19 protein-coding genes and 8 pseudogenes are annotated in these 22,777 nt (G+C 32.4%); 1 reads left to right on the top strand and 26 read right to left on the bottom strand.

The genetic code is table 11. From position 1 onward, the window contains the following. Positions 1-63 precede the first annotated feature (63 nt). The 7 genes and pseudogenes from JCM7501_RS04290 to surE all read right to left on the bottom strand — a co-directional run bounded on the left by JCM7501_RS04290 (position 64) and on the right by surE (position 6,251). On the bottom strand, positions 64-525 hold the full coding sequence (locus JCM7501_RS04290) for a hypothetical protein (protein WP_012995203.1): 462 nt from the start codon (positions 523-525) through the stop codon (positions 64-66). 70 nt (positions 526-595) lie between these two features. Then, positions 596-1,814 (bottom strand): annotated as a pseudogene (locus tag JCM7501_RS04295) (NAD(P)/FAD-dependent oxidoreductase). 4 nt (positions 1,815-1,818) lie between these two features. Beyond that, positions 1,819-2,442, bottom strand: coding sequence for a histidine phosphatase family protein (locus tag JCM7501_RS04300; RefSeq protein ID WP_012995202.1), 624 nt, complete (start codon positions 2,440-2,442; stop codon positions 1,819-1,821). Between the two features lie 18 nt (positions 2,443-2,460). Beyond that, complete coding sequence (locus JCM7501_RS04305) at positions 2,461-3,168, bottom strand: hypothetical protein (protein ID WP_012995201.1); 708 nt, start codon at positions 3,166-3,168, stop codon at positions 2,461-2,463. 57 nt (positions 3,169-3,225) lie between these two features. Beyond that, positions 3,226-4,164 (bottom strand): annotated as a pseudogene (locus tag JCM7501_RS04310) (Glu/Leu/Phe/Val family dehydrogenase); the annotation flags it as partial. Between the two features lie 154 nt (positions 4,165-4,318). Beyond that, positions 4,319-5,182 carry a MurR/RpiR family transcriptional regulator gene (locus tag JCM7501_RS04315; protein ID WP_012995199.1) on the bottom strand — a complete coding sequence of 288 codons (864 nt, stop codon included), beginning with the start codon at positions 5,180-5,182 and terminating at the stop codon, positions 4,319-4,321. A 307-nt stretch (positions 5,183-5,489) separates the two neighbouring features. After that, a complete protein-coding gene (surE, locus tag JCM7501_RS04320; protein ID WP_013150305.1) occupies positions 5,490-6,251 on the bottom strand; it encodes a 5'/3'-nucleotidase SurE in 762 nt (253 codons plus the stop codon). A 78-nt stretch (positions 6,252-6,329) separates the two neighbouring features. Here surE and JCM7501_RS04325 point away from each other — a divergent pair, with 78 nt between their 5' ends. Next, a complete protein-coding gene (locus tag JCM7501_RS04325) occupies positions 6,330-6,968 on the top strand; it encodes a hypothetical protein (protein ID WP_013150304.1) in 639 nt (212 codons plus the stop codon). A gap of 29 nt (positions 6,969-6,997) precedes the next feature. Here the strand turns inward: JCM7501_RS04325 and safA are convergent, their stop codons facing one another. The 19 genes and pseudogenes from safA to spoVAC all read right to left on the bottom strand — a co-directional run bounded on the left by safA (position 6,998) and on the right by spoVAC (position 22,775). After that, positions 6,998-7,471: a SafA/ExsA family spore coat assembly protein gene (gene safA, locus JCM7501_RS12555; RefSeq protein ID WP_175576950.1), complete on the bottom strand. Its 474-nt coding sequence runs from the start codon at positions 7,469-7,471 to the stop codon at positions 6,998-7,000. A gap of 225 nt (positions 7,472-7,696) precedes the next feature. Further along, the gene (locus tag JCM7501_RS04335) at positions 7,697-9,094 is read right to left on the bottom strand and encodes an oxaloacetate decarboxylase subunit alpha (RefSeq protein WP_028991909.1); all 1,398 of its coding nucleotides are present in this window, start codon (positions 9,092-9,094) and stop codon (positions 7,697-7,699) included. 79 nt (positions 9,095-9,173) lie between these two features. Beyond that, positions 9,174-10,040: pseudogene (gene speB, locus JCM7501_RS04340) on the bottom strand (agmatinase). Between the two features lie 2 nt (positions 10,041-10,042). Next, a complete protein-coding gene (gene speE, locus JCM7501_RS04345; protein WP_013150300.1) occupies positions 10,043-10,876 on the bottom strand; it encodes a polyamine aminopropyltransferase in 834 nt (277 codons plus the stop codon). A 47-nt stretch (positions 10,877-10,923) separates the two neighbouring features. Beyond that, positions 10,924-11,301: a GNAT family N-acetyltransferase gene (locus tag JCM7501_RS04350; protein WP_028991910.1), complete on the bottom strand. Its 378-nt coding sequence runs from the start codon at positions 11,299-11,301 to the stop codon at positions 10,924-10,926. A 3-nt stretch (positions 11,302-11,304) separates the two neighbouring features. Further along, positions 11,305-12,015 carry a pseudouridine synthase gene (locus JCM7501_RS04355; protein WP_028991911.1) on the bottom strand — a complete coding sequence of 237 codons (711 nt, stop codon included), beginning with the start codon at positions 12,013-12,015 and terminating at the stop codon, positions 11,305-11,307. Between the two features lie 21 nt (positions 12,016-12,036). Next, positions 12,037-13,320, bottom strand: coding sequence for an FAD-dependent oxidoreductase (locus JCM7501_RS04360; protein WP_013150297.1), 1,284 nt, complete (start codon positions 13,318-13,320; stop codon positions 12,037-12,039). After that, positions 13,313-14,283: pseudogene (locus JCM7501_RS15810) on the bottom strand (sulfide/dihydroorotate dehydrogenase-like FAD/NAD-binding protein). Before JCM7501_RS15810 ends, JCM7501_RS04360 begins: the two are co-directional and overlap by 8 nt. 143 nt (positions 14,284-14,426) lie before the next feature. Further along, a pseudogene (locus JCM7501_RS04370) lies at positions 14,427-15,574 on the bottom strand (D-alanyl-D-alanine carboxypeptidase family protein). Between the two features lie 43 nt (positions 15,575-15,617). Further along, positions 15,618-16,066, bottom strand: a pseudogene (ytfJ, locus tag JCM7501_RS04375) (GerW family sporulation protein). A 6-nt stretch (positions 16,067-16,072) separates the two neighbouring features. Continuing rightward, positions 16,073-16,681: a DUF2953 domain-containing protein gene (locus JCM7501_RS04380; protein WP_028991915.1), complete on the bottom strand. Its 609-nt coding sequence runs from the start codon at positions 16,679-16,681 to the stop codon at positions 16,073-16,075. Between the two features lie 254 nt (positions 16,682-16,935). Next, positions 16,936-17,805 (bottom strand): DUF1002 domain-containing protein, encoded by an 870-nt coding sequence (locus JCM7501_RS04385; protein WP_013150293.1) that lies wholly within the window; start codon positions 17,803-17,805, stop codon positions 16,936-16,938. A 17-nt stretch (positions 17,806-17,822) separates the two neighbouring features. Continuing rightward, positions 17,823-18,329, bottom strand: coding sequence for an SMC-Scp complex subunit ScpB (gene scpB / locus JCM7501_RS04390; RefSeq protein WP_012995184.1), 507 nt, complete (start codon positions 18,327-18,329; stop codon positions 17,823-17,825). Beyond that, a pseudogene (locus JCM7501_RS04395) lies at positions 18,319-19,050 on the bottom strand (segregation and condensation protein A). The gene scpB and the pseudogene JCM7501_RS04395 overlap by 11 nt, the downstream one beginning before the upstream one ends. A gap of 2 nt (positions 19,051-19,052) precedes the next feature. Next, on the bottom strand, positions 19,053-19,661 hold the full coding sequence (locus JCM7501_RS04400) for a site-2 protease family protein (RefSeq protein WP_013150291.1): 609 nt from the start codon (positions 19,659-19,661) through the stop codon (positions 19,053-19,055). Between the two features lie 2 nt (positions 19,662-19,663). Next, positions 19,664-20,831: pseudogene (locus JCM7501_RS04405) on the bottom strand (CCA tRNA nucleotidyltransferase). A 101-nt stretch (positions 20,832-20,932) separates the two neighbouring features. Then, positions 20,933-21,289, bottom strand: coding sequence for a stage V sporulation protein AE (gene spoVAE, locus JCM7501_RS04410; protein WP_012995180.1), 357 nt, complete (start codon positions 21,287-21,289; stop codon positions 20,933-20,935). Between the two features lie 10 nt (positions 21,290-21,299). Then, positions 21,300-22,313, bottom strand: a complete 1,014-nt coding sequence (gene spoVAD, locus JCM7501_RS04415; protein ID WP_028991918.1) for a stage V sporulation protein AD — start codon at positions 22,311-22,313, stop codon at positions 21,300-21,302. A gap of 15 nt (positions 22,314-22,328) precedes the next feature. Beyond that, a complete protein-coding gene (gene spoVAC / locus JCM7501_RS04420; protein WP_012995178.1) occupies positions 22,329-22,775 on the bottom strand; it encodes a stage V sporulation protein AC in 447 nt (148 codons plus the stop codon). Positions 22,776-22,777: the final 2 nt, after the last annotated feature.

The following is a 22,777-nucleotide window of genomic DNA, read 5'->3' on the forward strand; positions in this document are numbered from 1 at the left end:
CTCCTCTCCTATTATCTTTTGTCTTTTTTTTATATTATAGCATAATTACCCCTTACAAATAAATTATTTAAGCCTAATCATACATATTTTTTGTATATTCTTATCTACTTTAACTACAGTGGTATTTTGCGGCTCAATTACATTTTCACTAACTGCTACCACCTTAAAATGAAGAGATTCCTTTTCTCTTGTGCCATCTATTTCAAGAATTTGATTTGGCCTTACTGAAATAGTAATAGACTTGGCAAAAAAATTTGCAACTGGCTCTCCGTCTAGCAATACAAAGGAATTTAATGCTTTATCCTTGTTTACAACTTCAATTGTCACTTTACCTTCTTGTGAAAGATTAGAGTCTAAATTAATGCCCTCCAACTTCTGTGTAGAACTTAAAAAAACTCTTATGTCATCATTCGTCATCAAAAGCTGAGTTATAGCTATACTTAAAAGTCCTACCATTATCAATACTAAAAGAATACTTTCACTGTCAACATATCTGTATTTTTTTCTTTTAACTCTTTTTCCCATATTTATCCTCCTTTTCTTATTATATCTTATGCAAAATAAATAAAAAAATGCGGTTTCCCGCATTTCACATTCATGCATTGATTCCTGCTACATACCCCGTAGAAAAAGCGATTTGCAAATTAAAGCCACCAGTAAGCCCGTCTACGTCTATAATTTCACCAGCAAAAAATAGACCTTTTATTATTTTAGACTCCATCGTAGAGGGATTTATTTCTTTTATACTTACTCCACCACCTGTAACAATAGCTTCTCTTATAGGTCTTAGATCTTTTACTTTAAAAGTAAGATTTTTTAAATTGGTGACCAAACTTTTTCTTTCGCTCCTTGTTATTTCTCTAACTTTTTTATCAGGGTGTATATTAGCCCTTTTTATAACATATAAGATTAATGAATGAGGCAATAAATCTTCCAAGGCATTTTTCAGATTTCTATTTTGGTACTTATTAAAATCTCTTAATACTCTTTCCTCCAGCTTTTCAATAGTAAGTTCCGGCTTTAAGTCAATTTTTATTACCACTTCTCCCTTACCTAAGTAGTCATGTAAAAACCTACTCAATGTAAGTATTACAGGACCTGACAGTCCAAAATGGGTAAAAAGCATTTCCCCTAACTCTTCTCTTATCAATTTCTTTCCAAAAAAAACAGAAACCTTGACATTTTTAAGAGTAAGCCCCATCAATTCTCTTACATTTTCATATGTAACAATTGGTACAAGAGAAGGAAAAGGCTCTACAATTGTGTGTCCCAATTTCTTAGCTATTTTATACCCATCACCAGTAGAACCAGTCGTAGGATATGATACTCCTCCTGTTGCTAATACTACACTATCGCAGTTTAAAACACTTTCACCAACACTTATGCCCTTTACTTGCTTATTTTTCACTATTATATCATTTACTCTACAATTATAATTTACTTTTACTCCATATTTTCTAAGCATATTTACAAAAAAGTCTCTCACTTCTATCGATTTATCTGAAACTGGAAAAACTCTTAATCCTCTTTCTATTTTAGTTTTAAGCCCATTTTTATTTAAAAACTCTATTAAATCCTTATTTGAAAACTTGCTAAAAGCGCTATATAAAAATTTACTATTTCCTGGAATATTCTCAAAAAATTTTTCTTTGTCAGCAAATTGGTAATATTACACCTTCCATTACCTGTAACTAACAACTTTTTACCTAAAATGTTATTCCTCTCAAATATACTTACTTCTTTTCCCATCATAGCTGCTGCTAAGCTGCCATCATTCCTGCTGGGCCGCCGCCTACTACAAATACTTTTTTCATTTTATTATTTTTCCTCTCTTTCCAAATGGCAAGCGTCGTTAAATAGTACTAAAACAGTTTTCCCATCTTCCTTAACGTCTATTATATTAAGAGAAGCGTTATCTAGTCTAAACTTGGGATAAAAACTTAACTCAATTCCTAAAAGTCCTAAAATCAAAGCTTTTATAGAAGTCCCATGAGAAACAATCAATATATTTTTACCATCATTTTCTTTAACTATTTCCCATGTCTTTTTTAACATTCTCTTTTGAACTTCTTCTAAAGTTTCTCCTTTTTCTATATTAGCTTTAATAGGATTTGTTTTCCATAATGTATAAATTTCTTTATGCAATTCATTAATTTCTTCTGCTGTAAGTCCTTCCCATATACCAAAAGACATTTCTCTCAACTCAGAAACTTTATGAACTTCTAATCCAAATTCTTTTGCAATTATTTGCGCAGTTATATAAGCTCTTTTTAAATCACTTGAATATATACAATCTATTTTCTCATTTTTTAATCGACTTGCCAGTAGTTTAGCCTGTTTTAAACCTGTAGGAGTCAAATCAATATCTTGTATTCCTTGCATTTTATTGTGTAAATTCCACTCTGATTGACCATGGCGTACTATATACAATCGCGTAGTCATACAATTCCTCCTTAAATTTTATGCAAAATTCAGGTAAAAAATTTGATCTGCGTAAGAAAGTCTTGATACTTCCCACTTTCTCTGTTTTATTGCAATTTTCTTAAAAGGCAAGCCCAATTCAATAATAAACTTTTCAAATCTTTCATCTAGCCAAGGAGGCGCCCAAATACCCGACCTACAAATGTGAATAACTCCAATCAAATTCTCTTTTGGTAATTCTTCTACTGATTTATAATACTTTATGTTGTAAATATTGTTAAACTCCTCAAAATCTGAAGGTTTTTCAAAGGAATAAGGACTGTATACAATTTTAGCTCCTTTTACTATATTTTCTTTTAAAAGCTTACCTAGCCAATTAGCACAATTTAATTCAAAATCCAGTGAAGGTAGTCCCCCATATCCTAAATCAGAATGGGCATCAAAAGAAACTACTTCAGAACATCCAAAATTTTTTGCTAAATAATAGGCAACTTTGTGGGATTCGGAGACAAAAACTTTAATGTTTTTATCAAACTTAAGCTGTGTTTTTATTTTATCCCAGAAGCCTTTTATAACTTTACCTACTTTTATAGTCTTTTCTAAATCTTCTCCCTCTAATTTTCTTTTTATATATCTTTTATACCACAGTTGAGTTAAGTTTTTATCATTTTCTATAGAAGAGAAAAACCAGTCATTTTTAGAAAGTACAAAATAATCCCAATCTACAGTTAGAAGACTTCTTACCATAAAGAAGCCTCCTCTTTCAACTTTTTATAATATTTTACCATATTAAAAAAAAGACCTTCAATCGAAGGCCTTATAGCAACCTCTAATTTTCATAGCTTCATAAATTCGTTTAATTGATATCATGTAAGCTGCAGTCCTCATATCGACTTTGTACAGCTTTGCCAATTCATATATAGCGTTAAAAGCGTTTACCTCCTGCCTTTCTTCTACTTCTTTTTCTGCCCAGTAATAATTCATAAGATTTTGTACCCATTCAAAGTACGAAACTATCACTCCTCCAGAATTAGTCAAAATATCCGGAACTACAAACACACCTCTTTCTGCTAAAATCTTATCTGCTTCAGGAGTGGTGGGGCCATTTGCTCCTTCGCAAATTATTTTCGCTTTTACCTCTACAGCATTGACAGAAGTTATCTGATTTTCTAGAGCGGCTAAAGCTAAAATATCTACATCCAATTTTAAAAGTTCTTCATTTGTTATACTGGTTGATCCTTCAAAATTGCACACTGCCCCTGTCCTATTTACATGTTCTACTAATCTTTCAACATCAATTCCACCTTTATTGTATATGCCTCCATAAACATCACTTATTGCTACAATTTTAGCACCTAATCTTTGAAAATTTAAAGCTGTATGACTTCCGACATTTCCAAACCCCTGTATAGCAACTGTGCAATTTTTAAAATCCGTATGTAAACGTTTTATAGCTTCTCGTGCCATTAACGCAACTCCATACCCTGTTGCAGCGGTTCTTCCCTTAGATCCGCCATATATCAAAGGTTTTCCTGTAATGACAGCAGGGCTATTATAACCTACAATTTTGTTGTACTCATCTACCATCCAGGCCATAATTTGCATGTTAGTGTTTACATCTGGTGCGGGTATATATTTATTAGGACCTATTATACTCGTTATTGCTCTTATATAACCTCTACTCAACCTCTGTAGCTCCTCTTTTGACAATTCTTTGGGATTTACTGCAACTCCACCTTTTGCTTATTTTTAATCTGCTTTTGCACAATAATCAAAGGATTTAACGATTCTTTTGACATTTTATTATCCTCCTAATTTTAAAATTTAAAAGTAAATGAATCGATTTCTACGTTACATATTTTACAAATTTCTTAATAGTCCTTCAAAAATTTTATTATTAATTTGTTTTTGAAAAATATACCCCATATTCATCCCATATACTCTCCAGTTTTTCAAAAGTATTTGCTATTTTTTCCTTTTCTTTAAGACCCACAGCTACAACAAGAGCATTGACAAGACTTAAGGGTGCCACTAATGAATCCACAAAGGAAGCCATATTGCTTTTTGCAATCAATATTTCATCCGCAACAGAAGTAAGGGGAGAAATTAAACTATCTGTTATTGTAACGATTTTCGCATTTTGAGATTTTGCATATTTTAGTACTTCCAATGTTCTTTTTGAGTATCTCGGAAAACCAATTCCTATCACTAAATCATTTTCACTAACTCTGAGAATTTGCTCGAAAACATCTGACACTCCGGCTTTAACGACCGACACATTTTGCCGTATTAAATTTAGATAAAATCCCAAATATTCTGCAATGACAATAGAACTTCTGGAACCTATTATATAAATTTTTGCAGCATTGATTATATCCGAAACGACACTCCTAAAATCATTTTTATTTATTTCACTTATAGTCTCTTTTATATTTTCTATGTCGGCTTTTAGTACATTATTCAATATAGCAATTTCATCTGTTTCTTCTGTCATTTCTAACCTTTGGACCGTTGTAAGTTTATTTTTTATAAGCTCCTGTAATGCACTTTGAAGTTCTGGATATCCATTATACCCTAGGGTATTTGCGAATCTTACAACAGTTGATTCACTTATATTTATACTGGCCCCTAATTTTGCAGCTGTCATAAAAGCTGCTTTATCATAATGATTTATAATGTATTCTGCTATTATCTTTTGGCTTTTACTCAATTTTGTATAATTATCTTGTATTCTTTTAATCAAATCATCTTTTTTTGCCATATTTCACTCCCCTTTCTTCTTACAAGATTATAGCCTTCTGTTAATGCTCTTCTGTCAATCTCCTCTGTGCCGGGCGGTACTCTATTTAAAACAGCTTTTTCTATAGAGTGTTTGTTACTACCTTGGTTAGCCTTTGCACTATTTCTCTATTATGAGCTATTTATTTTTTACCAACATGTCACCCTCATTAAATTTGTTTGCAATATTGATATTCTATATAAAAATAAAAAATCCTCTATAAGATGAATAATAAATTTCATGAATAATTTTGATACAATTCTTGCATCATATACAGTTAAAACAATATTTACTCTAATTTTAAATTCCAAGAATTTATGAACTCTATCATGTCATAGCAAGTTAAATCAAAATGAATAGGAGTAATGGAAATATAACCATTTTTAACGGAAACAATATCCGTTCTTTCATCCTTTTCTATTTCCGAAATTTTTCCTGCCATCCAATAATATTCTTTTCCTCTTGGGTCATAATTTTTTTGGAAAGTCTCAATATATATTCTCTTGCCTAGTATTGTAGTTTTTACCCCCTTTATTCCCTTCTTTAAATCAGGTATATTTACATTCAACAAGGTATTTCTAGGTAAACCTTTTTCTAGAACTTTTTCTATTAAATTTTCTACAAATTTATACATAAGCCTATCTTCAATATTAACTGTTTCAACACAAGAAACCGCAATAGCAGGAATACCGTAAATTGCAGCTTCTATAGCTGCAGAAACTGTACCCGAATAAAGTATGTCTGTTCCTAAATTTAAACCTTCGTTAATGCCAGAAATTACAATATCAGGTTTTTCCCCTAGCACAACTTCAATCCCTAATTTTACACAGTCAGAAGGTGTTCCGTTTATCGCATATATTTTCAAACTTTCTTCTTCCTTTACCTTTTTTAGCCTTAAAGGTTTATGTAAAGTTATAGCATGGCTTATAGCACTTCTTTCTTTTTCAGGAGCTACTACCGTTACTTTATACTTATCTTTAAGATATTCTGCTAATTTTAACATCCCTAATCCTTGTACTCCATCGTCATTAGTAAGAAGTATCTTTTTCATTTTATACCTCCTATAATTAATAACGTATAATTATTTTGATTTTATTACAAAATTTATATATAGGCAAGGAGTGATACAGTGATACAAATAGACGACGCAGGAAGCGGTAGTTTATTAGGTGGGACGTATATTGGGGCCATGAGAGTAGAAACCGGAGAATTCTTTTATGATATAATTCCCATAGAATATTATAACGAAGAAAACTTTAAAAATAAATTGTATTTAAAAAAAGCTTGTGAAATTGGGAAAAAACTCTTTAAAAAACTTAAAGTGAGTAAAACTGAAAAAATACAAGTTTGTAGAGGCTATATGTTTGACATTTTTAGAAAATGGTTAGAAATGGAAGAATATAATTGGGAAAGTACTCAGATATTAAATCCTCTCCAGGAAATAATAGAAAAGTCTTTTGAAAATTATGCTTTATCATTAGGATTGCCAGAAAAGTTTTTGAGGTACACAAAGTATCCTTTTCATTTTCATCGATTATTAAGATGGGTATATGCTGATTATGAAAATAGAGTTAAATTGTGCAAAACCGGGTGGAACAGTTGGAAAAAATACGGAAAATTAGAAATAAAAATAAGTTATACATATTTAGAAGAAAACAAAAATTATCTGTGCCTAAAGTGTGGAAAAAACATTCAGCCCGGAATTGTAAAAGTTATAAAATACGTAAGCAATTATCCTAATACTATATATCTTCACATTAATTGTTAAAGGCACCATAAAAGGTGCCTTAACAATTTTTAGGCAGAAGGTATACATATTTGTTGGCCTGGATATATCAAATTTGGATCTGATATTTGAGGATTTGCTCTTATCAATGCGTCAAGACTTACGCCAAACATATTAGCTATTGACCACATTGTATCTCCCGGTTTTACTGTGTATATTGTTTTGCAGGTTTCTGGAGATACTGGTGGACAGTAAAAAGGTATGCATATTTGTTGTCCTGGATATATTAAATTAGGATCCGATATCTGAGGATTTGCTCTTATTAAACAGTCAAGACTTATTCCAAACATATTAGCTATCGACCACATTGTATCTCCCGGTTTTACTGTGTATATTGTTTTGCAGGTTTCTGGAAATACTGGCGGGCAATAGTAAGGTATGCAAATCCGTTGGCCTGGATATATCAAATTTGGATCTGATATTTGAGGATTAGCTCTTATTAAGCAATCAAGGCTTACTCCAAATTTATTGGCTATTGACCACATGGTATCCCCTGGTTGCACCGTATAAAAAGTCCTACAGTGCCCTGGATGAGGATGATGTGGATAATAGGATGATGGTAAGGATGCTTAGGATAGTTGGGATCGTAATAAGATTCATCTATTGTCATGCTATTTCCCTCCTTTTAAACTTTCTATTACATGTTATGAAAAATAAAAATATATGTTACAGGAGGGATTTATACAAAAACAGGGAAGCGGTTTTCCCTGTCAGACTGGATATGTCATATATTCTTTATTAAGAAGAGTTTCATCTATTTGGTATTTTTTTGCCCTTCTATATTCAAAAAACTTCTTTGCTACTTGTGGGAAAAGAGCATAAGATAAAACATCTTCTTCTTGTTCATAATACTCTTTAATTTCTTCTTTAATCGCTTCAAATTGCGGTTTTAAAAGGTCTGCTGGTCTAACATCTATTACCTCTTCATCTCCTATTATTTTTTTCTTTATTTCTTCTGAAATTGGCGCTGGTGGTCTACCATACAGTCCTTTCACATAATCTTTTACTTCTTTTGGTACCATTTTATACCTTTCTCCAGTTATTACATTCAAGACAGCTTGAGTCCCTACCATCTGACTCATAGGGGTAACAAGAGGTGGGTATCCTAATTCTTCTCTAACTTTAGGAATTTCTTTTAAAACCTCTGGGTACTTATCTAAAGCATTTTGTTGTTTTAATTGGGAAATTAAATTTGATAGCATTCCTCCTGGAACTTGATAAATTAATACATCTGTATCTACGCCCATAACCATAGATAAATCTATTTCTTTACTGTGATTTTGTTTTACTTCTTTAAAGTATGAAGCAATTTCTGATAATAACTCCATATCCAAACCAGTGTCATATTGAGTGCCTTTTAAAATAGCTACCATTGTTTCTGTAGCAGGTTGAGAAGTTCCTAATGCCAAAGGTGAAATAGCAGTGTCTATTATATCTACTCCAGCCTCTATTGCTTTAAGATAAGTCATAGCCGCCATTCCACTCGTATAATGGCTGTGCAACTGTATAGGAATATTTACTGCATCTTTAAGGCTTTTTACTAACTCATAAGCAACATAAGGAGTTAATATTCCTGACATATCCTTTATGCATATGGAATCCACTCCTAATTCTGTCAGCTCTTTTGCTACTTTAATATAATGGTCAATGTTGTGAACAGGACTTATAGTATAAACAAGGGTACCTTGAGCGTGGGCTCCCGCTTTTTTAGTAGCTTTAACGGCAACTTCAAGATTTCGTACATCATTTAAGGCATCAAAAATTCTTATTATATCTATTCCATTTGTGACAGCCTTCTCAACAAATTTTTCTACAATATCATCCGGATAATGCCTATATCCTAGTAGATTTTGTCCTCTCAAAAGCATTTGAAGAGGTGTATTTTTTATCTTCTTTTTTAATTTTCTTAATCTTTCCCATGGGTCCTCATTGAGGAATCTCATACAAGCATCAAAGGTAGCTCCTCCCCACGCTTCAATAGAATAATATCCTACTGCATCCAATTTCTCTGCAATTGGAAGCATTTCTTCCGTCGACATTCGAGTAGCCAATAGTGACTGATGAGCATCTCTTAATACAGTTTCTGTGATTTTAATTTTATTGCTCATATTAATACCTCCTCCTAAAATATTATACTATTTTTTCAAAAGAAACAAAATAAAAAAAGAGCCCAAAGGCTCAAAATTTTTAAAAGAAAGAAAGAATAGATTCCCTTATAATCTTAGCTGCTAAAATAGAGGTTATACCAGCTATATCATGAGAAGCGAGACTTCTACTAAATCCATGCCGACTACATTTAAATCTTTTAAAATATGAATTACCTCTAATGCCTCTTTTGTAGTTATTCCCCCTGGTTCTGGTGTACCAGTGCCTGGTGCAAAAGCAGGGTCTATAACATCTATATCCAAACTAATATAAATTGGATAATCTTTTATATCATTAATTAACTTTTTCAAAGGTTCAACTACATCGTACAAAAACATATGGATATTTTTTTTGGCAAATTCAAATTCTTCCTTTTCCCCTGACCTTATTCCAAAACTATACATTTTAGCACCATTCGCAATGTCCCACACTCTTTTCATAACTGTGGCGTGAGAATAAGGTTCACCAAAAAATTCTTCTCTTAAATCAGTATGGGCATCAAAATGAAGAATTACAAGGTTATCTCCATATTTTTTTAAGTACTCTTTTAAAATTCCATAAGTCACTAAATGTTCTCCACCCAAGAATATTCCTTTTTTTTTCACTTTTTAAAATGTTTTCTGTAGTTTTTGAGATTAAATCTAAACTCTTTTCCACATTTCCATAAGGAAGTACTAAATCTCCCAAATCATAATATTTCTTATCTTCCAATCTTCTATCTAAATATACGCTGTAACATTCTAAACCATAAGAAGCTTGCCTTATCGAAGCAGGTCCAAAGCGGCTTCCAGCCTTGAAACTCACTGTGTAATCCATAGGCAAACCTACTATAACTACATTTGCCTTTTCATATTCTCCAATAGCCCCTAAAAACTTTCCTGGATTGACAAGAGATTTCCCTTCTATCATTGTTACACCTCATCAAAAATATCCTTCACAAATTTAGGCAGTACAAAGGCTGCCTTGTGAATTTCAGGGGTATAATATTTTGTTTCTATTCTTGGGATAGAATTTATGTCTACTTCTTCAGGGTCATATTTTTTTGAACCCATGGTAAAAGTCCACAAACTTCCTGGATAAGTCGGTATTGTTGCTATATATGCTTTTGTAATAGGATATATTTCTTTGAACATTTTGCTGAGCTTGTTTATCAATTTCCCATAAATAAAAGGTGATTCTGTTTGAGCAACAATAATACCATCTTCTTTTAAGCATTCATATACAGCTTTATAAAAGTCAGAAGTAAAAAGCCCTACAGCTGGCCCAATTGGGTCAGTAGAATCTACGATCACTACATCAAATTCATTCTTGTGTTCATTAACATATTTAATTCCGTCTCCAATCATTATTTCTACTCTTGGGTCATCTAATGCCTGACTTATTGTAGGAAGATATTTTTTAGAATTTCTCACTACAGCTTCATCAATTTCTGCCAACACCACTCTTTCTACCGAAGGGTGCTTTAAGGCCTCTCTTACTGAGCCTCCATCCCCGCCCCCAACAATTAATACGCTTTTTGGATTTTTATGAGTGAAAAGTGGTACATGTACTATCATTTCATGATATACAAATTCATCTTCTTCAGTGGTTTGAAGTATCCCATCCAAAGTTAGTATTCTTCCAAATTGATATGTATCAAGTATTGCTAAATGTTGATAAGGTGTTTTTTCTACTACCAATGTTTCTTTAACTTTCAAAGAGAATCTCAAATTTTCGTCTTGATTTTCTGTAAACCACAATTCCATTATAAAACACCTCCACAAGTTTTTGTTAGTTTTATTGAAAAAAATTTTCACTCTCTAAAAAACTCTTTTAATTTAACCATTTGAAAATCGCCTTTTTCCATAAAACCTAATTTACAAAAAAAATCTTTATAGAAAGGCATATTGACGCAAGCATTTTCTAACCCCATATCTAGTGCATGATTAAGTACTGCTCTTACCATTAAATTTTCAAATCCTTTATCCCTGTAGGAAGGCAAAATTGCCAAATTACTTATTATAGCATTATTATTTTCTACTTTCATAGAAATAAAAGCAAAAGGCTTGTCTTCTCTTGCAACCATGAAAATCTCTTCTAAGAAATTTAATGGTCCTTTTATCCCACACTCATTAGCAATTTTTTTAATAGTTTCAAAATCCTCTGCTTTGGCGAACTTGATTGAAAACATGTTTCACCTCAAGCTTTTTAAATAATTTATTTCTTTGTTTGTCAAATACCTCCACTCTCCTGGTTTTAACCCTTCTAAAGATAACTCTCCAATTTTAGTTCTCATTAAAGAAATAACAGGATGACCAATGGCTTCACACATTTTTCTAACTTGTCTATTTTTCCCTTCATGAATTTTTATTTCCACAACACTTGTCCCCTTTTTGACTGTTAAAACCTTTATTTCTGCTTTTGAAGTCACATAGTCCTCTATTAAAAGTCCATTTCTAAACCTTTCTAACTCTTCTTCTGTTGGAATTCCTTTAATTTTTGCAATATACGTCTTTGCAATTTCATGTCGAGGATGCATCAGTATATTGGCTATCTCTCCATCATTTGTAAGCAACAAAAGCCCCGAAGTATCATAATCTAAGCGGCCAACAGGATATATTCTTTCCTTAACTTTAACTAAGTCCATTACCGTAGCCCTACCAAACTGGTCTTTAACAGAAGTAATATATCCTGTTGGCTTGTTTAACATAATATAAACTTTTTTCTTTTCTCTTCTCACAATTTTATCATCAAATTCAATTATGTCAACATCAGGATTGATTTTTACTCCCAATTCTTTTACTTCTTTTCCATTTACTTTTACACGACCTTGTAAAATGTATTCTTCACACTTTCTTCGTGATGCTATTCCACATTCTGCTAAGTATTTTTGCAACCTTACCATTTGTGTTCACCCATTTTCCCCTTATACAAGTTTTTCTTCATAAATCTTTAATAAATTATTTCTCACAACCCTTTCCTTTATCAAGTTGGTATCAGTAGTATAAAGACCTAATTGTTTCATCCTTTCAAAATATTCCGCCCCTGCAAAAGTATACCTCTTTTTCAATCCTTCTTTGGCTTTTATGCATTCATTAGCATAAGCTATCAAATCGCCAGAAGCTAAATTCCTTGGTAATTCCAAAAGAGGCATGCCAAGAGCTAATCTTACGCTGTTATGCCCAGCAAGACATCCTGTCACCATAGCTTCAGTATGTCCAGTAAACAAGCCAGACTTCTCGCCTGCACATAATAAATTATCTAAACCTATAACTTTCATTGTATTGTCTCGCGGTGCCATTGACAGATATCTTACAGAATTGGCTTTTCCCCCAGAATAAGGGTCATCATAACGCGCTCTTTCTAAACCCGGAATTTTTCTAAGTTTTTCTAATGGATAAAAAGGTGTCATGAGTTTTACATAACCAGTATCTAATAGTATAACATTTTCTGCGTATTCTGGCAATGCATATTGTTGGCACACTTTCAAATTCAATTTTTCCATGTTAATATCTTCTTTAGGCACAGGCAATACTACTACTCCGTCTCTTTCCAGCTTTTCTCTTATCTCTTTGTTTAAAGATTCTTTATTTAATTTGCACGAACCACTAAAAGCGCCGTAAACTTCATCTGTCCTCATTCCTAAAAGGTCTTCTACACCTGCCCTATAACTTATGCTAATTCGAGGACCAAAAGAAGGACATCTTAAAATACACATAGCACATCCATTTCCATACCTTAGGCAGTTACCCATAGGCCCTGTTGAACCAGTAGTCTCTATAAAAACATCTCCATATTCTATAGTATCATCAGCCAAAACTATTCCTTTTATTCTTTTGTTGTTCTCCATTACCACATCTACCGCTCTCGCCATCAATTTAATAGTAACACCTTTTTCAAGTAACATTTTCCTAATCATTGGTTCCACCATTGTCACATCATACAAACTTGCATGTGCATGACCAGGAAAATTTACATTTACATGTCTCGCTGCTTTATCTGTTATTTCAATAAGTTCATTGCCACCTAAATATATAAGTTCTTCTGCAGCAGTGTATCTGCCGTTATTTCTCATTATTCCTCCCACAAGACCGCATCCCAAAAGCATATCAGTTTTTTCTAAAAGCACTACTTCTGCACCTGCTTTTCGAGCCGTTAAAGCAGCTGCACAACCGGCCCAACCTCCGCCAATTACAACAACCTTAACCATGTAACATCTTCCTTTCTAAAGCTTTTCTAATATCCACCTGAACTTTACAGGTTCTTATTTTTTGATTTCCTATCTGAACTTCACAACTACCGCAAATTCCTTCACCACAGCATATAGTGTTATTGTTTGAAACTGCTAAATAGGCTTCTGGATTATATAAGTCCAAATAATTTAAAATATTGATATGTTGTTCATCAGAACCTCCACTAAACACAACTGTTATCTCTATGTCTTTAATTATCTCCTTTAAAATTTTTTGCCCCTCCTCACTTAAAAGGTCTGTCTCAATTATCGTTATGTTGAAATCTTTTAAATAGTTATTTACAAAATTTACTCCTACTTTTCCCTTGTCTACTATAGTAATAACCTTGTTTTTGTTGTTTATTAGTTTTGAAATCACAATTACCCCTGGAGCTTGAGCAATTCCTCTCAAAACAACTAAGGCCTTAGAATTGTGAGTTCCTTTAATGTATCTATGGCCTAAAAGTCCATTCCAATAAGGTCCTCTTAAATAAACCTCTTCTCCTTTTTCAGCTTTTTGAATTAATTTTGTCTTTGGACCGCTAACTTGTATAGCTATTTTGATTATCCCTTCAAGCTCGTCAGCATACATTACTGACATTGGAGTATCAAAAAAGATGGACTGGAAATACCCCTTAAAAAAACAAAAGAACCTGGTTCATTCAAATCTCGCGCCATTTTATTTGGTACTTTAAGAGTCAAAATTATAACTTCTTCGTTAATTTTTTCCTTTTTTAATACCTTAGAAAAAATCGTACTGCGGGTGGCTTTAGCTTTGTATCCTCCCCACACAAATTCCTGAAAAATACAAACGCCTCTCCAATTACAATCACAAAAATTTTTTCCTTGAAGTTGTGGACATACTATGCATTCGTTCAATTCTGCTAAATAGCAAGGGCAATAATCAGTACCTGCGTCAATGCATTCTAATCTATGTGCCAATTTATCTCACCTCCAGTTTCACAATAATAAAATATTCGTCAAGCATAAAAACTGTGACAAAATAAATTACCCTCCTAGGTTGTATTTAGGAGGGTTTCAGATGAAAAACAAATGTTTGTCAGCAAATTCAAATGCCTTTTTAATTATATACATGGGGGATTTAATACCCTTAACCAATTTTTTATTATTTTTTGAAAATTGAAACCAAAATCTTCTTGTTCCACTTTCTTTAAAGCTATACAATTGACATCACATATTTTTTCTTCCCCTATTTTTACTGTCACATAGCCTATTCTTTCACCCTTTTCAATAGGAGCTTCTACACTTTCAGGGAGATGAAATTCTAAACTTACCTTCTGTTTCTCTTCTTCTGATGCTGGAATAATACATTCTGTTTCACTTACAACCGATATGCTATTTTCTTTTCCACCTTTTACTTCTATCTTTTTAATTAGCTCCTCTCTTTTTAATACTCTATAAGCTTATACTTTGAAAAAGCATAATCTAATATTTTTATAGAATCTTCCCACATTGGAGGACTATTTAAAACAACTGCAATAAATCTCCTCCCTTCTCTGGTTGCAGAAGATACAAGACATCTACCTGCTTTATTAGTAAATCCAGTTTTTACTCCATCAGCTCCTTCGTATATCCATAAGAGTTTATTTTTATTCCTTAAATATCTATCCCATTCTTTTCCTTCCCAAGGAATTGTCTTTTCTTTTGTTGATACAATCTCTGCAAACTTAGGATATCTAAAAGCATATCTTGTTATTAAAGCTAAATCATAAGCAGTAGTATAATGGTCATCAATACCAATGTCTAAACCAGAAGGAGTAACAAAATGCGTATCATATGCCCCTATTTCCTTTGCCTTTTCGTTCATTATTTTAGCGAAATTTTCCACACTACCGCCTATATGTTCTGCAATAGCTGTAGCCGCATCGTTCCCAGAATTTAACATGAGTCCATAAAGCAAGCTTTCCATATCAATTTTTTCTCCTGGCGAAAGCCAGATGGAGGAACCTCCAACACTTGCAGCCCTTTTGCTAACAGTTACAATATCCTTCAAATTACCTTTTTCTAAAGCCACCAACAAAGTCATTATTTTTGTAGTACTTGCCATTGGCAGTTTCTCATGGGAATTTTTCTCATACAACACTCTTCCTGTCTCTTGATCTATTACAATTGCTGATTTAGCAAAAATAGAAGGATAATCGCTATTCGCATACACTTTTACAGAAGACATAAAATACAGTAAAATAAAAAGATAAAACACAAATTTTTTCATTTTATGCCTCCTTTATATACAAAAAAGTGGGGTTCCCCACTTTTTATATCTCAGTATTGTTGTTCATTGTTGAATTGTGTAACTTTTTTGTCGACTTACCTTTATTAAATAAACTTTGTATTTCTTCTATCAATTTTGGTGTCAGGTCTATTATCCTCTCCAACATAGCGCTTTGAGTAACTGGCAAGAGTCTGATTTGTCCTTGTCCGACTACCATAAAGCAACAGGCTGTACAGAAACTCCTGCTCCACTGCCACCTGCAAAAGGCATGCTTTGAGATGAATCTTGTTCTGTAGTACCTTTTTTATCATTCTTTGGCAGGTTAATTTCCCCACCTCCAGCAGCAAAGCCAAAAGTAACACGAGAGATAGGGATTATTATTGTTCCATCAGGAGTCTCTACAGCATCTCCTACTATTGTATTGACATCTATCATGTCTTTTAAACTTTCCATGGTTGTTTTCATCAAGGCATCGATTGGGTGGTCACTCATATATTTTCACCTCCCCTTTAAACTACCCACAAACTTTATTCCATTAATAATAATATTACCACAGCTTATTTTAAATATGCAAATTAAATTTCCCTCTAGCATATTTTGGCCATAAGAGGGTGTAATATGAACCTCAGGAGCAGCAGTAAAGGTAGCATTATTATATATCGGCATAAGAGCTTGATATACTATGCCCCATAAAAAGCCACTCAAAATAGCGGTCCAGGCTGCATCTTCTAAGCCAATTCTTATATTTAGATAAAATTTATGCACTATGGCATCTTTTAGCATATCTTTTAGAAATTCTATAATCTTGAAAAAATCTTCACATCTTATATCTAACGTCGAAAACTTCTTTTCTTTATTAAGTCTATTTAATTTTTGTGCATCTTCACTTTTATGCATCTTGATACCAAAAATCTTAAAATCCAACTGCTCTTTTTCATTTTCTTTTTGTATTTTAATAGTTAAAAAATTTACTAAAAATATATTAGTTGTTATTTCTAGGGAAATATTTTTCTCCTCTTTATACGCTTTTAATTTAATTTTAATAGGCACAAAATATAGTAATATCAAAAAAATAAGGAGTATAAAAACCGCAGATAAATATCTCATCTTTTTACACCTCATACACCACTATTTATAAATCTTTTTAATAAAAATTTAGGTCTTTATTATATTTTTGGTAAAAAGATTGATGCTTATTAAAAACTGCCTACTTTTTATCCATATAAAGGAAATATAGTATCTTAATATATGATAATCTCTTTTTGAAAAAAAACAGCAAGTATAATTACTAAAAACTTCTAGATAAAATTATAGCAGGTCAGCTCTTTATAAAAAGAGCACCTGCTTTTATATTCCATTAATTATTTAAAAAGAGAAGCCAGCCAATCAAAAAAGCTTTTTATAGTGTCTAAAATTGCTTTTAATATACCTTTATGTTCTTCCAGTGTCTTTTTTATTTTATCAATATCTACTCCTATTTTTTCTAATTGCTTTTTTATCATTTCAACATTTAAATTGAGCTGATTTATCTTCTTCATAAGCTGTACAATCTGAGATATCTGTTCATCAGTTAGTTTTATGTTGAGCTGTTTAGCAACATCTTTTATAAGATTTGCAATTTCATTTTCATCTGTAAGTTTTCTTGCAATTACCTCTTCTTTAACCTTTTGTATAAGTTCAACTGCTTTATCTTTTCCTATTTTTTCTCCTAATATACCTGTTATGACCAATTCTTCATTAGCTGTTTTTTTTGCTTCCTCACTTAATTTTTCCCCTGTTATTTCTTCAAATGCCTTCATTATTCCTGTAAGAGCTGCTGTTCCAGATACATCAAATGGAGCAGCTACTACCACCTTTGCATCTTTAATGCCTGCTGTCACCATTGCATTGGCATACATCTCTTTAGAGACCCAGTTTATGTTGTGAGTATCAACCATAATTCCTTCTCCCTGTGGAAGAAGCTTTACATACACTGAAGAAATAGCTCTACTACCTATCTGTTTATCAGGTACCAGTCCTTTTAAATATTTTCTCTCTTCCTCATTTGTAACGGTGATAATTTTAGTAGTGGCTGGATTAGCTCCAAAATATTTTATCATTTCTTGCTGTTGCTTAGGAGTAAGGTCTGCCCCTAAACTTACTATTTCCTTTTCATTTGCAAAGGCAAAATTTGTTGAAATAAGAGTAAAAGCAAACCCAATTAAAAAAACAAGTAATGAGTTTCTTTTCATCCATTAAACCCTCCTTTTTAGGGTATAATTTCGACTTGCGGTAATTCTTTCAAAGATTTAATTCCAAAATATTTTAGAAAGTCCTCTGTTGTAGCATAAAGTATTGGCCTACCAGGAGATAAAGCCCTACCACTTTCTTTGATCAAATTAAATTCAAGCAAAGTATTTATAGCTTTATCGCTTTTTACCCCTCTAATTCTTTCAATTTCTGTCCTAGTAATAGGTTGATTATAAGCTATTATAGCCAGCACCTCTAAGGCTGCTTGTGAAAGTCCTTGTTTTATTTCTAATCCCAAAGCTTGTCTGACTATTTCTCCATAACTATCATTTGTACACATTTGAACTTTATCTTCAAAAAATATAATATTCAAACCACGATTTTCTTTATTGTAATATTCTTTTAATTTAGTCGCAACATTTATTATTTCCTCTTGAGAAAGTCCAACCACTTCGGATAGGGTTTTTAATTTTACTGGACCACCTGCTGCGAACAATATAGCTTCTATTTTTCCTTCATTGCTCATTTTTTTCTCCTCTCCTAAAGGATTTAATAAGTATATCTCCATAAGTAGTCTTTTGTTCTGCTACAATTTTATTAAGTCTCACCAATTCCAAAACAGCAATAAAAGATACAATAATCTCTCCCTTTGCACGACTTTTTTTTTATAAGTTCACTAAACCAAAATAAAGGTTTTTTTACTAATTTAACCAATAATTCCTTAATCTTGTTTTCTACAGTATATTCATCTTTTTGTATTTCTATTTCATCTTCTCTGGTGTTATTTTTTGAAACAACTTTAAGGTAAGCTTTATATAAGTCTTCGCTAGAGTAGTTTAGAGCAATTTTTTTATCTATATATTTTACTTCAGGTTCTTCTCTAAAAAAACGAGAACCAATTTTGCACATTTTTTTAAAAGTCTGGGCAATAATTTTATATTTTTTGTACTCAATCAATTTAGTCACCAATTCTTCTCTTGGATCTACTTCTTCTACTTCCAACTGTTCTTCCTCAAACTGCTTTTTGGGAAGTAACATTTTAGATTTAATTTCTAATAAAGTAGCTGCCATCACAATAAATTCTGAAGCCACATTTAAATCCATTTCCTGTAAAGTTTTAATATATTCCATATATTGATCTAAATAACTGAAATGGGTATATCCATTAAATCAATTTCATTTTTTTCTATAAGGTGAAAAAGTAAATCAAAAGGTCCTTCAAACACTTCTAATTTTACGTTGTACATCTTCACACCCCAAAAGGTTTTAAAATAATAGTTATAAAAGAGTCCAAAGCATTCATAAGAGGCCCCATGATTTGTCCTATTACTCCAGTGAAAACAAGAAGGAGCAAAATAACCTGTCCATACATTTCATATTGAGAAATCATATAAGCTTCTCTTGGAGGTAATAAACTCCACAATACTTTTGAACCATCCAAAGGCGGTACAGGTATTATATTGAAAACAGCAAAAACTAAATTGTAAATGTACAATAGATACAAAAGTGGATATAATATTGGAACATCTTTAAATGCCATCATCAATATTCGAGAAAGGATAGCCAGTAAAACATTAGAAAAAGGGCCTGCTAAAGATACAAGCAATACTCCTTTTTTTCTATCACTAAAATACAGAGGATTAATAGGAACAGGTTTCGCCCACCCAAACCTTAAAAGCCAAAGCATTAAAAGGCCAATGGGGTCAATATGAGCTAGCGGATTTAAGGTAAGCCTACCGCTCTGTCTTGGAGTAGGGTCCCCCAATTTATCTGCCACATAGCCATGACTAAATTCATGGAAACTCATAGCAATAAAAAGTGCAGGTATTCTATATAAAAAATCCATAAAATCTATCAAATTTATTCCCCTTTCTTTAATTTTTCTATTAATCTTTTCAAAAATTCTATTTCTTCCTCTCCTGTAGTAATAATCCCATTAATTTTCGCTTCAAACACCTTGTCCAGTAATTCTCCATATAAAGGACTGGGAGGAAGTCCTAAATTTTTTATGTCTTTTCCCCTTACAGTTAATTTGCCTTTTATAATTTTTTCGGCTTTTTCTCCTTCCATTACTTCAATAGCTCTTAAAACTTCTTCTTTTGTTTTATCTATAGTTTCTCTTATTTTTCTAATATTTTTATTTTGGCAATTGAGCTGCTCTCTTAAAAAAAACAAATCTTTTAAAGCTTTGAAATAAATTTTATTTATTCTCAACTTTTTTTCAATTTCATTAATATCTTTTTCTTTTAGATAGTAAAAAAGCACTAAAAATCTGTACAATTCAACTTCTATATTTGTATATACTGTATCGAGATTTTGAGTATTAAGTGTAATTTCATCGAAAATAACCTTATCGATACCGTAAGAAATAATTTTTTCAATCATTTCTTTTGCTTTATCTTCTTTCAAGACTAAAAGAAGCTCATTCCTTATTCTATCGGCAGACAAAAGTCTGATATTTTCTATTGATTCTTTCATCAAATTGTGCGTCTTTTCTTCAATCTCAAAAGAATATCTAGTAGCATATCTTATAGCTCTAAATATTCTAGTGGGGTCATCAATAAAACTTTTAGAATGGAGAACCCTAATTAAACCTTTTTTTAAGTCTTCTAATCCATTAAAATAATCTAAAATCTTTCCTTCCATTACATCATAAGCCAAAGCATTTATAGTGAAATCTCTTCTTGCCATGTCATCGTATATATTTGAAAATTCGATTGTTGGCAGCGCAGCAGGGCATTCATAATACTCTTTGCGAGCGGATATAATATCAATAGAAAAAATTGTGATAACTCAAAGTAGCAGTTCTAAAAGCTTCATACACTACAATATCACCTTTTAAATAAGAAAGCAATATATAAGCAAACTCAATACCGTCTCCTTCCACTACTACATCAATATCAAGGTTTTTAACCCCTAACAAAAAATCTCTTACCACTCCACCTACAATATAAGATTTAATTTTTGTTTTTAAAGAGATTTCTTTTAGCAGTCTAATTAAATCAATTCCGTTAACCAGTATACGCAAAAAAACCACCTTTTTACTAATAAAATAATTCCTTGCTTTTTATATTATACCATAGGATAAGTTAAAAAAATAAGTATAAGTTAAGATTTGCTAACTTATACTTATTTTTTAGTCTTTGGATTAAAAATCAAAGAAAAAATGTATCCGAAAAATATTGCTGCAGAAATTCCTCCGGCAGTGGCTGTCAATCCACCTGTAAAAACTCCAATCAATCCATCTTTTTCAACAGCTTTTATTACACCTTGGGCAAGGGAATTTCCAAAACCCAAAATGGGTATAGTAGCTCCTGCTCCACCTATATCTATCAATTTTTTATAAACTCCAAATCCTCCTAGTATAGCACCTAATGTCACATACGTTACTAATATTCTTGCAGGAGTTAATTTTGTTTTATCAATTAAAATTTGTGCAATAGCACAAATCAAACCTCCTATTAAAAACGCTTTTATATAATCCATATTGACCTCCTTATAATGTTGTCGATATTGTAATAGCATGGGCAATTCCAGGAATAGATTCCCCTTGATAACTACTAGTAGGAGATAAAAGAGCTCCTGTTGCCATAAATAAAACTTTTTTATATATTTCATTTCGTATTTGTGATAACAGCCATCCGTTTAATACAACTGCAGAGCAAGCAGCACCACTGCCACCAGAATGTACATCTTGTGATTCATCAAAAATTTCTATTCCACAATCTTTATACTTGCTTTCTATATCATACCCTTCTTTATACAGCAACTCTAAAAGTATATCTCTGCCTACTCGACCCATATCTCCTGTCATAATAAGGTCATAGTCTTCTATTGTAAAACCCGTATCTTTAAAATGAGTGATAATTGTATCTGCCGCAGCAGGTGCCATTGCCGCTCCCATATTATTAGCATCTTTCATTCCCAAATCTACAACTTTGCCAATTGTAGCATGAGTAATATAAGGGCCTTCTCCCGTGGAGGCTAAAATTGTAGCTCCTGCACCAGTTACTGTCCACTGCGAGGTAAAAGGCCTTTGAATACCCTGTTCCAAAGGATATCTATATTGCCTTTCTGCAGTAGAAAAGTGACTGGAAGTTGCAGCTATTATATAGTCAGCATAGCCACCATCAATAAGCATAGCACCTAAAGACAATCCTTCTGTCATAGTAGAACAAGCCCCATACAATCCAAAATGGGGCACATTCAATTGTCGCGCAGCAAAATTGGCACTTATAATTTGATTTAACAAATCGCCGCCTAACAGATAATCAATTTCTGAAATCTTAAGGTTGGCCTTTTTTAATGCTAAATTCACAGCATCTTGGAACATTTTTGATTCTGCTTTTTCCCAACTTTTTTCACCATAAGTATCATCTACTAAAATCATATCAAAATAACCTTTTAACGGCCCTTTTCCTTCTTTAGGTCCCACAATAGTAGCTCCGGCTATTATAGATGGAGGATTTTTAAACTTAACCGTCTGTGAACCAAGCTTTTTCTCTGCCATATCTAACTTCCCCTTTTACTTCAAAAAATAATATATCAAACCTATAATAATTGAAGTACTGACACCATATACAATAACAGGTCCTGCAATTATAAACATCTTTGCTGCCACCCCAAAGACGAAGCCCTCTCTTTTAAACTCCATTGCCGGTGACACAATAGAATTTGCAAAACCTGTTATTGGAACGATAGAACCTGCTCCTGCAAATTTCCCTATATCGTCATACACACCAATTCCAGTCAAAAAAGCTCCAATAAATACCATAGTAATTGCTACAAGAGTATTTGCATCTTGCATAGAATAACCTCTTGATAGATAAAAATTTAAAAATAACTGTCCTATGTCGCTTATCAAGCCTCCTACTATAAAAGCCATTACCAAATTTTTAAGCAAAGTAGGTTGAGGTTCATATTTCTGTGCTATGTCTTTATATTCTTGTTCCTTTTTCACATCTCTTTCCATTG

Source organism: Thermoanaerobacter thermocopriae JCM 7501 (assembly GCF_001310975.1).
GTDB lineage: Bacteria > Bacillota > Thermoanaerobacteria > Thermoanaerobacterales > Thermoanaerobacteraceae > Thermoanaerobacter > Thermoanaerobacter thermocopriae.